This window comes from uncultured Microbacterium sp., from assembly GCF_964244775.1.
Lineage (GTDB): Bacteria > Actinomycetota > Actinomycetes > Actinomycetales > Microbacteriaceae > Microbacterium.
Map to the genome: position 1 here is coordinate 48,855 of NZ_CAXTJR010000003.1, position 17,952 is coordinate 66,806.

The following is a 17,952-nucleotide window of genomic DNA, read 5'->3' on the forward strand; positions in this document are numbered from 1 at the left end:
CATGTCCGCCAGCTGGCGGACACGGACGCCCGACCCACCGGCGACGGCGAACCCCCTGTCCGACAGATGGTCGCCGGGGCAGCGCATGTCCGCCAGCTGGCGGACACGGACGCCCGACCCACCGGCGACGGCGAACCCCGCGTCCGACAGATGGTCGCCGGGGCAGCGCATGTCCGCCAGCTTGCGGACACGCGCGCACGATCGACCCGGCGCCGGGCGCACCCCCTGTCCGACAGATGGTCGCCGCGGCGGCGCATGTCCGCCAGCTGGCGGACACGGACACGGAGACCGACACGGAGACTGACCCGGACACCCCCCGAGTCAGGCAGGGGGCCGCAGCGAGGCGACGAAGTCGAGCTTGTCGAGCACCGGCACCGGGATCACGAACGGGTAGAGGTCTTCCTTGCCCATCGAACGGTTGATCATGTTCAGCGCCGTCGACAGGGGCACCCAGACGCCGGTCACGAGGTCGCGGAAGCGGGTGAACCCCGCGACGGCCACCGCGGTCAACCCGTACTCGGCCGCGGTCTCTACCGTGTCGCAGATGTGGAGGTAGTGCGCCCAGGTCTCGGCGAAGTCCTCGTACGGGTGCATCGTCGCGTAGTTGGTGAGGTACGACTGCGCCCACCCGGCCGGCGCGCCGTCGGCGTAATGCCGGTCGACGGCCGCCTGGTAGTCGGCCCGCTCGTCACCGAACAGCTCGCGCGCCTGTTCGAGAAGCTCGGGATGCTCCGCCACCTCGAGCAGCTGCCACTCGTAGTAGTGGCCGATCTCATGGCGGAAATGCCCGAGCATCGTGCGGTACGGCTCGTCGAGCTCGCCGCGCACGCGCTCGCGATACGCGGGATTGCTCTCCGCGAGGTCGATCGTGATCACGCCGTCCTCGTGGCCGATCATCACCCTCTCGTGCGTGCTCGAAAGCAGGTCGAAGGCCAGTCCGTTGACCGGGTCGCCTCCCGTCCCAGGATTGCGCCCGACGAGCGGGAATCCGAGCGAGTCGAGCTCGGCGATCAGGTGCCGCTTCGCCCGCTCCGCGATCGGGTAGTTCTCCAGGCCCACCAGGTCGGCGTCGTTCGGCCGGGTGCGCGTGAGGTCGCAGCTGAAGCACTGGCCGCCTGCGAGCGGGGCGAGCCACGTGCACCCCGACAGGTTCAGGTTGCGGCAGACGTGCCACACCAGCCCCGACGTGTCGACGTACTGGCCGGTCGAGTCGAGCGGGACGATCTCGCGCTCACCCCGCGAGTACCCGAGCGCAGTCCCGCACAACACGCAGACCGAGTTCTCGAAGAAGAGCGGGTTGCTGCAGACGCGACATCGATAGGCCTTCACGTGTGAATGCTCGCATGTGCGTCATGATCACGCTCAGGGTTGCGCATACTCCTCGAGGGGAGCTACGTCGACCGACACCCGCAGCGTCGACTTCTTCGCCTCGGTGAAGATGATGCCCTTCACCGGCGACACGTCGCCGTAATCGCGCCCCCACGCCACGGTGACATGCCGATCCGCGATCCACTGGTCGTTCGTCGGGTCGAACGCGAGCCACTGCCCCGAACCGGCCTGCCCGCGCCCCGAACCCGCCTTACCGTGCCCCGAACCAGGCAGCCACGCCGCGACCCACGCGTGCGATGCGTCCGCGCCGACGACCCGCTCCCGGCCGGGCAGCGGACGGGTGGCCAGATACCCGCTGACGTAGCGGACCGCTACGCCGTGGCTGCGCAGGCACGCGATCGCGAGATGCGCGAAGTCCTGGCACACGCCGGCCCTGGTCGCCATGACGTCGGCGACGGTGCTGGTCACCGTCGTCGCCTTGCTGTCGTACTGGAAATCGGCCTTGATCCGGTGCATGAGGTCGGTGACCGTCTCCCCGATCGCGCGACCGGGGAGAAGGGATGCTGTCGCATAGTCGCGCGCCTCATCCACATGCTTCGCCCTCGGCGATTCGAGCACGAACTCCGTCGCCGCCCATGCTCCAGGCACCCCCGGGTGCAGGAGCGGGCGCGATCGCTCCCACGGTTCGGCGAGCGCAGCCGGGTCGTATTCCGGCGCGACCACCGTCACTTCGCTCTGAGCCTCGATCGTGAGGCGGCGATGCGGCTCGGTCACGTGGAAGTACGACACGACGTTGCCGTACCCGTCGAGGTCTTCCGTGAGGTCTCCGGGCTCGGGGTCGACGGTTACGCGATGCCACGCCACCTGCTGCCACGGCAGGGGCCGCGGAACACCGTGCACGAGACCCAGGCTGTCGCGCACGTCGTCGTCGTACGAGTACTCGGTGCGGTGCGCCACGCGATACTTCACGACCTGCGCCCCGCCGTCATCGGAGGCTTCACGGGAACCCGCCCGTCGTCGCGCCGCCGACCTCGATGAGCGCGAGTGCCGACAGCGACTGCGGCCGCGGGCCGCCCTCGAAGTGCACGTGGCCGATCGCCTCGCCGAGCTGGTGCAGGTGGGCGCGGGTGTCGGACAGGAAGGCGGCCAGTCGCGGTCTGCTGCCCTCTTCGGAGGCGGCGAGCGCCGCGATGTCGGTCGACTCCAGCGAGTCTTCGAGGTGCTCGAGCAGGCGCTCGGGGCGCGTGGATCCGGTCGAGGCCGACAGCTTCCCGAGGTGCTCGCGCACCCTGGCGAGGCAGAACCCGACGGAGCGCGGGTTGTCGGGGTCGCTCAGCAGCAGCTCGAGCACCCCCGAGACTCGCACCCCACCCCGGTAGCGGCGACGATGGGTGACGGCGCTCTCGGCCGCCATGAGCACGCCGCTCAAGACGGCGCGCTCGACCCCTGCACCGGTCGGGACGGTCGTGGTCGCGGCGAGCAGACTGCACACCTGCACCGACCGCTCGAGGTAGCGCCCGATCTCGATCGCGTGCCAGCCATCGTCGCGCATCATGCTGGCAGTGACGCCCTGCAGCGAGAGCAGACCGCTGAGCATCCGTCCCGCCGACTCGGCGATCTGCAGCGAGCGGCGCGACACGCGCAGCAGCTTCATGGCCTGATCGGTGATGCCGAAGACGCGCCAGGTGTCGCCCGACAGCTGGTCGCGCACGCCTTCGAGAGCGTCGCGGAGCTTGTCGAGCGAGTGCGCCGACGAGCCCGGCCTGTCGACGTCCAGGAGCAGGGAGCGCAGCTCGGCATCCGCCTCGAGCCAGCGCGTGCCGCACAGGCGTCGCAGCGCCCCGATGAGGGCGCCGAGCACCGCGTCGCCCTGGACGGACGACGAGAAGTCGAGCTGCTCGGCGTGCGCGTGCGCGGTGATCACGAGGCGGATGAGGTCTTCCGCGCGCTCGGCGTACCGCCCTACCCAGAACATGTCCTCGAGCGCGCGCGGGCCGAGCACCGGAGCGACACGGGGCACCGCGAGCGGCGTGACACCCGCGAGCCCCTGATCTGGGTCGCCGGGGCTCGCCTTCAGCACCCACACGTCTTTCGTGCTCGGCGCCGTCTGCCCGTCGTCGACGAGGGTCGCGAGTCCTCCGACGAGCGGCCGGTAGGCGGCGCCGTCGCGGACGGTGAAGGTGCGCAGCACCACCGGGTGCGGCATCACGTGCCCGGTGCGGCGGCCCGCGTCACCCCACCCGGGCGCCTGCGAAAGCGGCAGGCGCTCCTGGCCGACATAGCGATGCGGAGCCGCGAGGATCAGGTCGCGCAGCTCGGCGTCGTCGCGGTCGACGAGGTCGGCGGCGTGTCCGTCGATCGTGCGCACGATAAGCCCTGCGCGGTCACGGGCGATCCCGTCGAGCACAGCATCCATGCCCTCTGCGCTTCCGCACCACCAGGTGGTCACCGACGGCAGCCGCAGCTGCTCGCCGAGCAGACGCTCGCAGACGGCAGGGAGGAAAGGCATGAGCGCCGGGTTCTCGAGCACCCCCGCGCCCAGGCCGTTGACCAGCCGCACACGCCCGCGGCGCACGGCCTCGGTGAGCCCCGCGACCCCGAGCTGCGAGTTGCCGCGCAGCTCGAGCGGATCGCACCAGTCGGCGTCGACGCGACGCAGGATCACGTCGACCCGTTCGACGGGTGCCTGACGCGGGAAGCCCGACGGCTTCATCCACACCCAGCCGTCGCGGACGACCATGTCGCCGCCCTGCACGAGGGGGAAGCCGAGGATGTTCGCGAGGAAGGCCTGATCGTAGGCGGTCTCGGAGTGGGTCCCCGGCGACAGGACGACGACCCGAGGGTCGGCCACCTCGGCGGGCGCCGCCTGCAGCAGGGCGGAGCGGAGGGCGGAGAAGTACGGCTCCATGCGGTGCAGGCCCGCCTCGTCGTACAGCTCGGGGATCACGCGCGAGATCACGCGGCGATTGGCCATCGCGTAGCCCAGGCCCGACGGCGCCTGCACCCGATCGGCGAGCACGCGCCATTCGCCGGCCGCGTCGCGGCCCACGTCGGTACCCGAGAGGATGAGCGGATGCGGGTCGAAACCCGTCGTGCGGGCGATCGGCCTCGTGTAACCGGCGTGACCGAAGATTGCGGCGGCCGGGATGAGCCCTTCGGCGAGCAGCCTGCGATCGCCGTAGACGTCGGCCAGGAGCGCATTGAGCAGTTCGGCGCGCTGGGCGAGCCCGACTTCGAGGCGGCCCCAGGTCGCCGCATCCAGCACCAGTGGCATCGGGTCGAGCTGCCAGGGCTGGGATCCTGCCTCCAGGCTCCCGTACGTGACGCCGTCGTCGGCCAGGAGCGCGGTGATCTCGCGGTCGACCCGGTCGAAGTCGCCCGCGGTGAGCTCGACCGTGAGGGCCGCCATCCCCTTCCATGCCGGGCGGAGGGTGCCGTCGGGCGCGACGACCTCGTCGAATCGCACGCCGCGATCGCCCTCGCCCGGCCCGAAGGGGAGCGTCGGCTGCGCCAGTGACGAGGCGTAGTCGCGTAACAGGCTCACGGGGCCGGCACTCTCCGCAGATCGAGCGTGTGCGGGTAGTCGGGGCTGAACGCCCGACGCGCGGCCTCTTGGAGAGCTGCCACATCGAGGTGTCCGGCCGTGTGCCCGTGCGGCTCGAACCGGCTCGCCCGCCGGGCCTCGGCCTCATTGGCGTTGATCGGCGGCGAGTGGTAGGCCCGGCCGCCAGGGTGCACGACGTGGTAGGTCGCACCGCCGAGGCTCACCGCCGACTCGGTGTCGACGACGTCGAACACGAGAGGGGCGTGCACGGGGATGCTGGGATGCAGGGCCGACCACGGCGCCCAGGCGCGGTAGCGGACACCGGCGTAGAACTCGCCGCTGTGCCCGGTCGGGATCAACGGCACAGGAACACTCTGGCACGTCACGACGTGGCGGTGCGGATCGATACCCCGCACCGTCACCTGCACACGCTCGACCGACGAGTCCACGTACCGCGACATCCCGCCTGCCGTGGCCTCTTCGCCGAGCACGTTCCACGGCTCGATCGCCTGCCGCAATTCCAGCTCGATCGACCCTGCCTCGTTCGGCGACAGCGCGCCGCCGAGACCGCTCGAGACGCGCGTCATGCCGATGCGCGGGAACCGGAATTCGGTGAACGCGTCGAGCCAGGTGTCTTCGAACGCGATGCCGTGGGCGCGCAGGTCGGCGACCACTTCGGCGATGTCGGCTGAGGCGCCCTGGGGCAGCAGGAAGTCTTCGTGCAGGCGGGTGCCCCAGCGGATGAGCGGGGCGCGGTACGGCTTCTCCCAGAACATGGCGACCAGGCAGCGCACGAGCAGCGCCTGCACGAGCGCGAGTTGAGGATGCGGCGGCATCTCGAAGCCGCGCAGTTCGAGCAGGCCGAGCCGCCCGCGGCTGCTGTCGGGGCTGTACAGCTTGTCGATGCAGAACTCGGCGCGATGCGTGTTGCCGGTGAGGTCGGTGAGGAGGTGCCGCAGTGCGCGATCGACGCCCCACGGTGACGGATGCTGGTCGATCGCGTTCGCGTCGGTGACGAGCTTGGCCACCTGCTGCAGCGCGATCTCCATCTCGTAGACCGCCTCGGGGCGCCCCTCATCGAAGCGCGGAGCCTGGCTGGTCGGGCCGATGAAGCGTCCGGAGAACAGATAGGAAAGGCTGGGATGCCGCTGCCAGTACGTGACGAGACTCGCGAGCAGATCCGGCCGGCGCAGCAACGGGGAATCGACGGGCTGCGTGCCGCCCAGGGTGATGTGGTTGCCACCGCCTGTGCCGGTGTGGAGGCCATCGAGATCGAATTTCTCCGTCGCGAGGCGGCTCTGGGTGGCCTCTTCGTAGAGCGTGAGCGTGAGGTCGCGCAGCTCGTTCCACGACGAGGTCGGCTGTACGTTGACCTCGATCACGCCCGGGTCAGGTGTGACGACGAGCTGACTCAGCCGCGGGTCCGGCGGCGGGCCGTAGCCCTCCAGCACGATGCGGCATCCGACGATGCGTACGGCCTGCTCGATCACGGCGAGCAGGTCGGCGTACGCCTCCAGCGTCAGGGTGGGCGGCAGGAACACGTACACCTCGCCGTCGCGCGCCTCGATCGCCAGCGCCGTGGTGGGTGCGCCGTCGGCCGAGACCACGGTCACCTCGGGCACACCGGGTGCGCGGCTCGGACCGGCCTCGAGATACGACGGCTCACCGGGATGCTCGGGGTCGACCCACGACACCGCGTCGAGCGGGAGGCGCAATCCGACCGAGCTCGAGCCCGGGATCAGCACGAGGCGGCCGCGGCGGAACGTCCACGACGGGCTCGACCACCGGTCGTCGTCTGTAGTGAGCGGCAGCACCCAGCCGGTCGGCTCACCGGCACGGTCATCGAGCGCTGCGACGTCGTCCGCCCCCGGCTCGGCCGTGCCCGGAGCGGGGCCGTCGGGCGTGCGCAGATCGGCGGCGATCACCGCGAGCGGGTCTTCGTACGCGGCCAGCAGCTGCCGATTGGGCAGACCCAGCACGGCCGTGAGCGTGCGCGCGAGAGACTCGGCCTGGAGTGCGGCAGCAGTGGATGCCGCGGCAGCGGCGGCCGCGGCGGAGTCGGCCGTGGAGTGCGCGGCGCGCAGGGCAGGGCCGGGGAGCTCGTCCTTCTCGGCCTTCGCGGCCGAGGCGGCGGCACGAGCGGCGACGGCGGCCGCAGCATCCTTCGCCCACGGGTCGGCGAACAGGGCGGGATCGTTCCAGAGCGGTACGCCGTCGGTGCGCCATTGCAGCGCGATGTTCCAGCGCGGGAGCAGCTCGCCCGGGTACCACTTGCCCTGGCCGCGATGCACGACGCCGCCCACCGCGTAGGTCGCGCGCAGCCGCTCGGCGAGAGAGCCGGCGAGCTCGCGCTTGTGCGGACCGTCGGCCTGGGTGTTCCACTCCTTGCTCGTGGCGTCATCGAGCGCGACGAAGGTCGGCTCGCCGCCCATCGTCAGCCGCACATCACCCGCGACGAGACGCTCGTCGACCGCGGCGCCGAGGGCGTCGATGCGAGTCCACTGGTCGTCGGTGTAGGGCTTGGTCGTACGCGGGTCCTCGTGGATGCGCAGCACCTCGTTGCGGAACGCGAAGCTCACCTCGACCGGTTCGGTGGCGCCCTCGATCGGCGCGGCGCTGGAGGGATGCGGCGTCGCGCTCAGCGGGATGTGGCCCTCGCCCGCGAACAGCGCGCTCGTGGGGTCCATCCCGATCCAGCCCGCGCCCGGCACGTACACTTCGGCCCACGCGTGCAGGTCGGTGAAGTCGGCCTCGGGGCCGCTCGGGCCGTCGAGCGACTTCTGGTCGGCGGCGAGCTGCACGAGATAGCCCGAGACGAATCGGGCGGCCAAGCCGTATTGCCGCAGGAGACTGACGAGCAGCCACGCGCTGTCACGGCACGATCCGATGGCGCGCGCGAGCGTGAGATCGGGGGTCTGCACCCCGGGCTCCATGCGCACGTCGTACGCGACATCCCGGTTCACCGCCGAGTTCAGCCCCGCGAGGAACTGCACCATCGGCACCCCCTGTTCGGGCAGGGCGGGCAGGCGCCGGCGCCAGGCGTCGGCATCCTCACTGTCGTCGACGGGCCGCAGGTACGGCGCGAGGTCGGCCTTGAGGCCCGGCTCGTACTCGAACGGGAAGCGCTCGGCGTACTCCTCGATGAAGAAATCGAACGGGTTGATCACCATGAGGTCGGCGACGAGGCCGACGGTGATCGAGAGGTGATCGATCTTCTCCGGGAACACCAGCCGGGCAATCCAGTTGCCGAACGGATCCTGTTGCCAGTTGACGAAATGCTCTTTCGGGCTCACATCCAGCGAGTACGCCTCGATCGGGGTGCGCGAGTGCGGAGCGGGGCGCAGGCGCACCACGTGCGGAGTGACCCTCACCGGATGGGCGAACTCGTAGCCCGTGAAGTGCGTCAGCGACACCTTGATCGACATGGCCTAAGCATCCCCCACAACTGTTGCGGGCGAGTTACCGACCCTCGCTCACGAATACCTGCCGACCAGGCCCCGCATCGTGCCCATCCCCCGCGACGTGACCGGCGAGCCGATCAGGTGCTCGATCGTCGGGGTCGCCTGCGAATGATCGTCGTCGTCGTTGCGCGTCACGGCCCAGCCCTGGCCGCTCGCGATGAGCTGGCAGCGGATGCCGGAGGCCGGCAGATCTTCGACGGTGACGCGCGGATCGAACACCGAGAACTCCAGACGCTGGGCCGTCTCGGGCGCGAAGCCCTCGACGATGTCGGCGACCGCCTCGAATGGGAGCACGAACACGGCGCGCTCGAGGCCGCTGCGCGCGGCGAGCGCCTCGCGTGTCTGCCGCGAGCTGCGCGGGGGCACCGACTGCCGTGCCGACGACGGTGCCGTTGCCCCGAAACCCCGCGATGCCCGTGAAACCGGCATCCGTCATCGCCTCGACCAGGTGCGAGGTCGCCGGGTGACCGCGCTGACCCTGGTTGACATTGCGGAAGAACGCGACGCACCTTCTGCCGGGGGCGGCGAGCTCGAACAGCTCGCAGGTCGTGTCGTAGTAGCTGGTGGTGAGCCCTCGGGGCGCCATTCCGATGCGCAGACAGACACGCTGGGATGCTGTGTTCGCCGGGTTCGTGACCGCCACCACCCGATCGAGACCCGCGTCGAAGGCGCGACGCAGCACCGCGGTCGCCGCCTCGCTCGCGTAACCGCGGCCCCACGCATCCGGATGGAAATGCCAGCCGATCTCGGTGTCGTCCTCACCCTCGCCCTCGCCCTCGCCCTCGGGAGCATCCGCCGACCACGGGATGCGCTTGCACAGCACGGTGCCGAGCCGGGTGCCGTCGTGCAGGGTGACGCCCCACACTCCGCGACGCCCGTCGTGCGTGCCGCGCCAGCGCTCCACGCGCTCGCGGGCCTCGTCGGTGCTCTGCATGAGCCGGGGTGTGAGGCCGATGTAGCGCTGCACCTCTTCGCGCGAGTACATGTCGAACAGGAACGCGAGGTCATCGTCCGAGTCGGCCCACGGGCGAAGGGTCAGGCGACGGGTCTGGAGAACGGTCACGTCACCAGACCATATGTCCGATGACAATGAATCTGTCGTTTGTGCCACTGATCCTGTGCTGAGATTCCGCAGGATCTCGGGGCCGGCAACCAGGGCAATATCGTCATCCACGCTTTGCGCGACATTGAATCTGTAGTTCGCCGGAGCTGACGCTCGTGCCCAGTTGGTGTTGCGTAAGACGTACCTGAGCGCAAATTTTCAACGGGCGGGGTAAACGCGACACCCTCGGGCATGTCAACCCTGAGATCCCAGTGACCGTGCGGGTGTGTCCGCTGATCGACCGCGTCTGAGACGATCGTCAACGATCCCGCGGGCACTTGATTTCAAGGACCGGCATTCTGTAGCCCGGGCCGGGCGTCTACCGTAAGACGGTCAGCAAGCAGTCGGGGCCAAGCGCGTAGGTTCCCGGGCGTGCGCCCACAGCGGCGATCGCGACCGGACTTTCGCGGACCACGCGATCTGCGGTAGGAAACCATGCGCGGCCCGGCGCCACCAGAATCAGCAGGCCGTCGGCGTCGCCGACCGGCGCGAAGGAATCAAACGAGTCACCGTACGGAGCCACCTGAGCGTCGCTGTGAAGCTTGGCGACGGTAGCGGGAACATCGGGCATGGCGACTCCGACCTCGCTGACACAGAGGAGGTCGGCGCTGGTGAATGGACCGGCTGTGGCGTTGCTCAGGTCGCGGCGAACGATGAACTCCAGAACGGCCCCGTCGGGGCCGTTGAAGTAGACGCTGCGCGCGTTCCAGAGCGGCGAGCACTCGAACTCGTCTGCGTCGGGCGCTCCGATTAGATCCGTGCGCTCTTGGAGCCACGTTTTCGCCTGGAGGAACTTGTTGCTCGGAATGGTGATGGCGAAGTGATGGTGCCCTTCGCTTGCGGCGTCCTCAACGAGTTCAAGGCGAGTCGCCCCAATTGTCACGGCGCCCAGACGGTGATTTCTCCCGATGGGGAGGCCAAGAACTTCCGCATAGAAAGCCGTTGCTTCTGCGATGTTTCGGACTCTGACTGACACTGTGACGATCTTCATGCCTTCAGTCAACCTGCTCAAGCTAACTTGAGGTCAAATCGGGGAAGTGTCACACTTCAGCCATGCCCCGAATCGCTCCGCTCGAACTCCTGTCGATCGGGGATCTCGCCCGACGGGCAGGCATCAGCGTCCCCACCGTTCGCTACTACGACGAACGCGGCCTCATCCAATCCAGCAGGACCGCCGGCAACAAGCGGCTGTTCCCGCGCCACACGCTCCGACGCCTGGCCGTGATCGCCGCAGGCCAGCGAGTCGGCCTGACTCTGCAGGAGATCGCCGCCGCCCTCGCCGACCTGCCCTCCACCCGCCCGCCGACGCAGCGCGAATGGCGACACATGAGCCAACAATGGGCGACGACAGTCGCCCGCCGAATCCGACAACTCGAGGCACTGCAATCCTCGCTCGACGGATGCATCGGATGCGGCTGTCTATCACTGGGCACATGCACCCTCTTCAACCCCGGCGACGAAGCCGCAAGCGAAGGCCCCGGATCACGCTGGCTACGCACCGCCGATAAGGCGGCCGCCGACGACTGACCGCGTTGGCCGAGCCAGTGTCGGCCGCTTTACCCGCCTCGGTTCACCAGCTAGGGACCGGCTTGCGACCGCGCCACCGGTCATACCGGTAGCCGGACAGGAAGCGAAGGTTGCGGCCTTCGCTCTCGCCGATGTCATGCACGACGAAGTAGTCCCACCCCAGCCCGCCGCACAAGGATGACGTCCAATCGAATGCTTCGACGTCATCCGGCTCGATGCAAGGGAGCGGCTTCACGTCGACCATTGCGGCCGATCCATCGCGGAAGCGGACGAAGAAGTCGGGCGCGTGGCGTCGAGGCGTTCCCGCCCAGTCGATCCACATCGGCTGAGACGAGATCGCCGCGAAAGCGGGATCGCGGTCCATTTGCATGAGCGCTACCCGTTCGTACAGCGACTCGAACCAGACATGCCCGCCAGTCGTGGCTGCCCAGTACTGGCCCGTGTAGTTCTTCTTGTGTTTCCATGACTTCGGCGTCCGAACCTTGTCGACGGCCTCGAAAGCCACATCGACCACGTCAGCCGAATCACGGCGATGATCCACGCCACGCAGGTCGTACTCGATCTGAGCGTGCGGCGCGTCCACCGCAGCCGCAGGTTCCCAAGGCTTCAACGACATCTGCTCTCCGATCTCGACGAGATGTTCAGTTGAAGAGTCCCTGACGCCGCCAGAGTGCGACCGACTTGCGCACCCAATGGGGTCGACACGCCCGCGGGAACGATCCACGACAACGCCATGATCGGCGCCGCCGACACAAGGTGGTGGCCCGGTTGAGTAACAGATAGATTCGTTACATGCAGTTCACCGGCAGGAGTGATGAGTCGCTCTTGACGATGGCTCGCGAGTTGCGGCAGGAGCAGCTCCGTAGACGCGGGAGTACACACACGTGCGCTGCGTGCGGGAAGGAGTTCGTCGCCCGTAGCGGCGCGCGAACATGCTCGACAGCCTGTCGAGTCCGGGCACAACGCGCCCGTACCCGCTCAACCCGGAAGGAGCGCCGCATGATCGGTGTCGGATACGAAGGACTGAGCGTCGACCAACTGGTTGAGCGGCTCACGGCGGAGAGCGTCGAGGTGCTGGTCGATATTCGGCTAACCCCTCTGTCTCGTATGCCGGGACTGTCCAAGCGGGCTCTCTCTGAGGCTCTTTCGGCTGCGGGTATCCGCTACGTCCACGACCGCCGGCTTGGCAATCCGAAGGACAATCGCCCTGCCTATGCCGACGCCACCTCACAAGCAGGCATCGCGGCGCGAGGAAGCTACCGAGAGATCATCAGTAATGGTGACGGCGCCGAGGCGGTGCGTGAGCTGGCCGCCCTCACCGAGCATCACACAGTGGCCGTGCTGTGCTTCGAGGCTGACGAGTCACACTGCCACCGTGAGCAGGTCATCGCCGCTGTGGCAGACGCATCAGTCCTGATCTAGGTCGAACAAGCCCACGCTGGTCCCGATACCTTCCGGCGGGTAATACGCGCCGAGCACGCTGAAGCTATGGCGCTTACGTGCGTCCTCGAAGTTGCCCATGAAGAACGAGGTCTGCCGCCCAGGAGCGAACATCTGAGTGAGGAACTTCCGCTCGATCTGAGTGATCGCCTCGGCATCGGGCTCGCGATGCAACCGGCCCTGCAGTGCCGTGAGTTCCCAGTCCAGAATCTGGCCGACGTGTCGAGGACATCCATCAGCCGTGCAGAAGTACTCGTAGCGGGCTACGAACCTCGGCGCCTTCAACTCCGGAGGCGTCCTCGCGGCATCGCCGAAGAGGGACAGCGGCGCGAGATTGGCGGCGGCTGCAATGCGGGCCTTCTGCGCAACGGTCCACTCGCCGAATGCTTCGACCTTCAACCGCTCAACCGCCCTGACCGTAACCATCCCGAGCGAGGGAGCGTCGTGGTGCGCGGTGGCCGCCGCGCTCAACGCGCACGTCGACGTGCGCGCGACTCGCTCCATGTACGGCTGCCGGTCCTTCCAGTCGTCGAGGTGGCGGACGACCTTGATGCTGTCGATATCGGGCCGGTAGCTCTCGGGGCGACTGTCCTTGATCTCGCGCCGCACCTCGACATCGATCAAGTCGAACTTCTTGAACTGCTGCTCAACACCCATCCAGCGAAACGCGAGCGGATAGAGACGTATCCACTCGGCACGCCCCCCATCGACGCGGATGCCGGCGACGCACACCGTGTCGCCGTACCTCGCCGATGGCTGGGGCGATGCCTTCACGGTGATGAGCACCCGCGCCGTCTCTGATCTGACATGCATGCGCAAACCATACGAGCGGGGTCGGACATCTCGAACTTACAGATCAGTTGGCGAAAACTACAGGTCGCCTGTCACAACCACAGAATCGATGGCAGAAAGTACAGATGGGTTGTCATCGGACACCATACCGAGCGCTGGGCAATCGCATAACGAGAAAATAACGACAGGGCTGGTGCTTCGTTACCTCGCCGTTATACAGTTCTGGAAGCGGAAGTTGTTTGCTGTGGCAGCGACCGTCATGTGATTGCAGGACCTCTTGGTGCAAAGGGACAAGGGCCGGTCGGATGCCTCTCCGACCGGCCCTCACCTGTGGGCGCGGGGCCGCGCACACAACGTCGGAGCGTATCGTCGAAGAATGCCAGTCGCGCTGATCACCGGGACGAACAGAGCCAACAGCATCGCTGCCGGGATCGTTCCCCGCCTCGAGGCGGACGGATGGCGAGTCTGCACCAGCGACGTCGACTCCGGCGACTACCCGTGCGACTTGGCCGATGCCTCAGCCGCCACAGACCTCGTCGCGCGCGTCCAACGCGACCACGGCACAGTCACAGGACTCGTTCTCAGCCACGCGCACGATGTCGAGTCGGGACTGCTCGACACCACTGCCGAGGTTTTCGACCTGCACATGGCCGTCAATGCCCGTGCGTCGCTCTTGCTCATCGCGGCGTTCGCCGCGCAACTGGATGACTCGGGAGGCGTGATCGTCGCCTTCACCAGCGATCACACGACGGGGAACCTCCCGTACGGAGCATCCAAAGGAGCCCTCGATCGAATCGTGATCTCGGCTGCGCGAGAGCTCGGCCCTCGCGGTGTATCCGCCAACGTCGTCAACCCCGGACCCATCGACACCGGCTGGATGGACGAGGATGCTCGAGCTACCCTTGCGCTTCAACAACCGCTGGGGCGCCTCGGCTCTCCGCGAGACATCGCGGCAATCACCTCGTTCTTGCTGTCAGACGAGGGTCGGTGGGTGAGCGGCCAACTTCTCCACGCGGACGGCGGATTCTCCGCAAGGTACTGAGGATGCCCGACCGCAGTAAAAATCACAGAAAGATAACGACAAACCCTTGCCGTCGTTACCTTGCCGTTATACAGTTCTGAGAGCGGAAGTTGTTTGCTGTGGCAGCGACCGTCATGTGAATGCAGGACACTCTTGGTGCAGGGACGCGGGCCGGTCGGAATCTCCGATCGGCCCTTCTGCATGCCGGGGGTCCTCAGCCGTACAGCTCGCCCACCGGCACGGGTGCGGCCAGGCGGTTGCTCGGCGGCGCCAGCGGGCACGCCCACGCGGGGTCGTACGCGCACGACGGGTTGTAGGCGAAGTTGAAGTCGACGACGATCGTGCCGGTCGCAGCATCCGCTCCGAGATCCGCGCCCTTGATCGTGTCGAGCAGGTAGCGTCCGCCGCCGTAGGTGCCGCCGGGGCGGCCGGCCAGTCCGTCGCGGAAGGGCACGAAGACGCCGCCGCCGTAGGAGGCGAGTCGCCAGACGTCGAGGGTGCCCACGTCCGGGATCTCGACCAGGCCGAGGCGTTCGAACGGCACGGTGCCGTCTGTGCCGGTCTCGAACCCGAAGCCTGCCGGTTCGGTAGGGATGATGGGTAGCTCGAAGCGCCAATCCGGGTCATACGGCGCGATCGACAGGCCGGTGAAACCCCAGCGGTCGGCCGGCATCAGGGGTGTCGCGGGGTGGCGGGCCATGAGGTCGTCGCGCTCGATGCGCCAGAGCTCGTGCGCGTCTTCCGGATCGTCCGCGGCGCGCACGGCGTCGTAGAGGGCGAACACGCGACGGCGCCAGTCGGCGATCTCGAGAGCTGTGCGAGCGGATACCTCGGCCATGCGTCCAGGTTAGGGCGCGTCAGCGACGCCGCGGCTCAGACGCCGCCGCCCCCGCCACCTCCGCCACCCCCGCCGGACGAGCCGCCGCCGCTCGATCCGCCGGAGGTCGACGACGAGGAAGAGGCGACCGCCGACAACGAGGAGATCCCGTCCGAGAACGACGAGGCGTTGAACCCGTACGTTCCCGCGTACCAGTACGGCGTCGCATCGGGGCCATAGAGCACCGCGAGCTGCTGCGCCCACTGCTTCTCCTGGCCGAACACGACGGCGAACGGCAGCAGCACCTCGTAGAGCTTCAGCATCTGCCGCGGATCGGTCGTGTCGATGCGCACGCGCTCGGCCCCCGACGGCGACTGGAGCATGCGGATGCGGTCGGCCTCGGCCCACTCGATGAAGACCTTGAGCCCCTCGAGGTGGTCTCTTACCTCGGCGCCGGCGGCCGTGAGCGGCGTGCGCGACACGATCCCGCAGACGATGACCAGGACAGGAACCGACAGCACCATGAGCACGATCGGGATCAGGGGCATGACGCCCGCTCCGAGAGCGAAGAAGCCGAGCACCCACACGAGGATGGCCGCGAAGAGGGCCAGCAGCACGGGGCGCGCGCGGGTGCGGGCCCCGACCTCGCGCCGCAGCCCTCGCCGGGCCAGCTCCGTGGTCGCTGCCTTGAGGATCGACTGCGCAGCGGCCGAGAACCGCGCATCGGTGCGGCCGAACTCGAAGGTCGCACCCGGCGACATCATGCCGAAGAGGCCGGCCAGCAGCATCCGTCCATCGCCGTCCGCGCGGGAAGGGTCGAGCAGCTCGGCCACGAGCTTGACGCGCCCGAACCAGCTGCGTCCGCCCTCGACGATGCGGATGCTGCCGACCACCGCCTGCTCGAGCACCTCGGCCGGGATCGCCTTGGCGTTCTTGCCGAGCAGCACCGCGCTCTCGAGGGCGTCGACGCCCGGGGGCGGGGTGTACTCGGCGATGATCGTGGGGCGACCGGGCGCATCGCTCAGCCGCCGCACCCGCACGACGATCGCCGACACGAGGGCCGCGAGCACGGCGAGACCGGCCGCGCCCTGCAGCCACCCCCACGGCGACGCGAGGTACGACGAATCGAACGGCACGAAGGTGCCCTTTTCGAACGCGACGGCCATCGTGACCGTCTGGTACGGGTACACCGGCCCCGCAGAGGCCTCGACGATCGCGCCGTCGTCGGGCGCAGCATCCTGCGCGATCTCGCACGACTGCGACGACCCCTGGTAGCCGACGTAGCACGAGGCGGCTCCGGTGAGGGTGGAAGCGAGGTCGGCGGCGACGTGCAGCCGGCCAGTCACCCGCCCGAACGTCTGCCCCCACTCGACGCCGTTGACGTCCCAGTAGAACTCGTCGGCGCCGGTGTCGGCGAAGGAATACGTGACGTTCTCGAGCGTGTACGTGAAGACGTAGGTCTGCGGACCGTGTACGAAGTCGGGGTCGCGCGAGGTCATCGCGTAGGTGCCGTCTTCGGAATCCGTCTCCGACGGGCGGGGATTGCCGGCACCATCGGTGATCGAGACGAGCTTGGGGAAGAGCGGGGAACCGTTATAGGTGTCGGGGATGAGGCGCTGCATCCCGTGGTTCTGGTCGGACGCCGGGAAGACGGCAACGAACGTCTCGACCACCGTCATCCGGCTGGTGCCGTCGTCTGCGCGCGACAGCGTGTAGTCGACGTCGAGGCTGTCGAATCCGAAGTCCTGCAAACCCGCGGGCGCGATGCGATCGGCGCCGACCTGCGCGGTCGCCGCCGATCCGCTGCATGCCGCAAGGGCGACGGATGCTGCCGCCACCGCCACCGCGCACACGAGCGCACGAAGAATACGCCGCATATGCCATAGCCTATGCGCACGCTGTGCACCTTATTCTTGAATTCATGACCGATCGCCGCCTCGCCGTCGAGGCATGGGAGAGCCTCTTCCGCGCGCAGCACGAGGTGTTCGCCGAGATCACCTGCGACTTCGACGACACCGGTCTCAGCCAGGCCGAATACGACGTCCTGCTCACGGTCACCCGGGGCGAGGATATGACCGCGCGCCTGCGCGACGTGACGAGGAACATGCTGATCAGCCAGCCGAGCGTCTCGCGGCTCGTCGAACGGATGGCAGCCCGCGGGCTCATCTCGAAGTGCGCCGACCCCGACGACGGGCGCGGCGCGCTCGTCCGGGCGACCGAGGAGGGCGCAACAGCATTCCGCCGCGTCGCACTCGCGCACGGCAAGTCGATCGCGGAGCGCATGTCGCTGCTCGACGACGACGAGCTGGCGCAGCTGCGCGACCTCACCGCGAAGCTGCGCAAGCCCGCGCCGAGCTGCTGAACGGGGTTCGTTCCGGTCGTCGAGCGGCCCAGCATCCCCTGGTTCAGCCGGCCGGGTGCGTCGCTTTCCCGTCGAGCCAGAGCGTGTCGGACGGGTCGCTGTGCGCACTGCCCGTGCCGACGTGCTTCGACGAGATCTGCGGGCCCTTCGTGATCACGTGCACGAGCGCCATCGCGTGGCCGCGGCCGAGGCCGTAGTCGTCGGCGAGCCACGTCACGATCTCGCCGGCCCTGGTGCCGTGACCGAAGCCTTTCTCGGTCGCGAGGTCGATGAACTGGCGCGGAGTCAGCCCGGTCTTGTCTTCGATGTTGTCGAGGTACGCCTGGAACGTCATGCTCGGCCTCCGTGTCGTTTCGCCGCCGACATCCTAGCGAGCAGCATCCCCTCGAGCTCTTCGTCTGTCGCATCTGGTCGGGTCAGCGACGCAAAACGCCGATTCGCCGCCACTGACCGCGAGCATCGATGTGCACCTGCCGCATATCGTCGTCACCTATCGGCTTGGCGACTGACCGGGCACCCGCATCCCGACTCGTCGGGGCCGGGATGCCCGCTCCTCC

15 protein-coding genes are annotated in these 17,952 nt (G+C 68.3%); 4 read left to right on the forward strand and 11 right to left on the reverse strand.

Annotation, left to right across the window (positions count from 1 at the left end; genetic code table 11):
- Positions 1–321 precede the first annotated feature (321 nt).
- The 6 genes from ACFE6Z_RS07290 to ACFE6Z_RS07315 form a co-directional block, all read right to left on the reverse strand.
- A complete protein-coding gene (locus ACFE6Z_RS07290; RefSeq protein ID WP_375385059.1) occupies positions 322–1,329 on the reverse strand; it encodes a putative zinc-binding metallopeptidase in 1,008 nt (335 codons plus the stop codon).
- Between the two features lie 33 nt (positions 1,330–1,362).
- Positions 1,363–2,286 carry a transglutaminase N-terminal domain-containing protein gene (locus ACFE6Z_RS07295; RefSeq protein ID WP_375385060.1) on the reverse strand — a complete coding sequence of 308 codons (924 nt, stop codon included), beginning with the start codon at positions 2,284–2,286 and terminating at the stop codon, positions 1,363–1,365.
- 40 nt (positions 2,287–2,326) lie between these two features.
- Entirely contained in the window at positions 2,327–4,873 is a 2,547-nt protein-coding gene (locus ACFE6Z_RS07300) for a circularly permuted type 2 ATP-grasp protein (RefSeq protein ID WP_375385061.1), read from the reverse strand.
- Positions 4,870–8,298 (reverse strand): DUF2126 domain-containing protein, encoded by a 3,429-nt coding sequence (locus ACFE6Z_RS07305; RefSeq protein ID WP_375385062.1) that lies wholly within the window; start codon positions 8,296–8,298, stop codon positions 4,870–4,872. Before ACFE6Z_RS07305 ends, ACFE6Z_RS07300 begins: the two co-directional genes overlap by 4 nt.
- A gap of 34 nt (positions 8,299–8,332) precedes the next feature.
- Positions 8,333–9,397 carry a GNAT family N-acetyltransferase gene (locus ACFE6Z_RS07310; RefSeq protein WP_375385063.1) on the reverse strand — a complete coding sequence of 355 codons (1,065 nt, stop codon included), beginning with the start codon at positions 9,395–9,397 and terminating at the stop codon, positions 8,333–8,335.
- 358 nt (positions 9,398–9,755) lie between these two features.
- A complete protein-coding gene (locus ACFE6Z_RS07315) occupies positions 9,756–10,427 on the reverse strand; it encodes a VOC family protein (protein ID WP_375385064.1) in 672 nt (223 codons plus the stop codon).
- A gap of 62 nt (positions 10,428–10,489) precedes the next feature.
- Here ACFE6Z_RS07315 and soxR point away from each other — a divergent pair, with 62 nt between their 5' ends.
- Entirely contained in the window at positions 10,490–10,963 is a 474-nt protein-coding gene (gene soxR / locus ACFE6Z_RS07320) for a redox-sensitive transcriptional activator SoxR (RefSeq protein ID WP_375385065.1), read from the forward strand.
- Between the two features lie 43 nt (positions 10,964–11,006).
- Here the strand turns inward: soxR and ACFE6Z_RS07325 are convergent, their stop codons facing one another.
- Positions 11,007–11,546, reverse strand: coding sequence for a TnsA-like heteromeric transposase endonuclease subunit (locus ACFE6Z_RS07325; RefSeq protein ID WP_375385066.1), 540 nt, complete (start codon positions 11,544–11,546; stop codon positions 11,007–11,009).
- Positions 11,547–11,962: 416 nt separating this feature from the next.
- On the opposite strand from ACFE6Z_RS07325, the gene ACFE6Z_RS07330 reads away from it, so the two are divergent.
- Positions 11,963–12,385: a DUF488 family protein gene (locus tag ACFE6Z_RS07330; RefSeq protein ID WP_375385067.1), complete on the forward strand. Its 423-nt coding sequence runs from the start codon at positions 11,963–11,965 to the stop codon at positions 12,383–12,385.
- On the opposite strand, the gene ACFE6Z_RS07335 is transcribed toward ACFE6Z_RS07330, so the two are convergent.
- Positions 12,371–13,189, reverse strand: coding sequence for a hypothetical protein (locus tag ACFE6Z_RS07335; protein WP_375385068.1), 819 nt, complete (start codon positions 13,187–13,189; stop codon positions 12,371–12,373). The genes ACFE6Z_RS07330 and ACFE6Z_RS07335 overlap by 15 nt on opposite strands.
- Before the next feature lie 382 nt (positions 13,190–13,571).
- Between ACFE6Z_RS07335 and ACFE6Z_RS07340 the strand changes: the two genes are divergently transcribed.
- Positions 13,572–14,237 (forward strand): SDR family oxidoreductase, encoded by a 666-nt coding sequence (locus ACFE6Z_RS07340; protein WP_375385069.1) that lies wholly within the window; start codon positions 13,572–13,574, stop codon positions 14,235–14,237.
- A 193-nt stretch (positions 14,238–14,430) separates the two neighbouring features.
- Here the strand turns inward: ACFE6Z_RS07340 and ACFE6Z_RS07345 are convergent, their stop codons facing one another.
- Together ACFE6Z_RS07345 and ACFE6Z_RS07350 are read right to left on the reverse strand one after the other, a co-directional pair.
- Positions 14,431–15,054 (reverse strand): DUF1684 domain-containing protein, encoded by a 624-nt coding sequence (locus ACFE6Z_RS07345; protein WP_375385070.1) that lies wholly within the window; start codon positions 15,052–15,054, stop codon positions 14,431–14,433.
- Between the two features lie 35 nt (positions 15,055–15,089).
- On the reverse strand, positions 15,090–16,910 hold the full coding sequence (locus ACFE6Z_RS07350; protein ID WP_375385071.1) for a DUF2207 domain-containing protein: 1,821 nt from the start codon (positions 16,908–16,910) through the stop codon (positions 15,090–15,092).
- 44 nt (positions 16,911–16,954) lie between these two features.
- On the opposite strand from ACFE6Z_RS07350, the gene ACFE6Z_RS07355 reads away from it, so the two are divergent.
- Positions 16,955–17,395 carry a MarR family winged helix-turn-helix transcriptional regulator gene (locus ACFE6Z_RS07355; protein WP_375385072.1) on the forward strand — a complete coding sequence of 147 codons (441 nt, stop codon included), beginning with the start codon at positions 16,955–16,957 and terminating at the stop codon, positions 17,393–17,395.
- A 43-nt stretch (positions 17,396–17,438) separates the two neighbouring features.
- Here ACFE6Z_RS07355 and ACFE6Z_RS07360 read toward each other — a convergent pair whose 3' ends face one another.
- A complete protein-coding gene (locus ACFE6Z_RS07360) occupies positions 17,439–17,729 on the reverse strand; it encodes a DUF4287 domain-containing protein (RefSeq protein WP_375385073.1) in 291 nt (96 codons plus the stop codon).
- Positions 17,730–17,952: the final 223 nt, after the last annotated feature.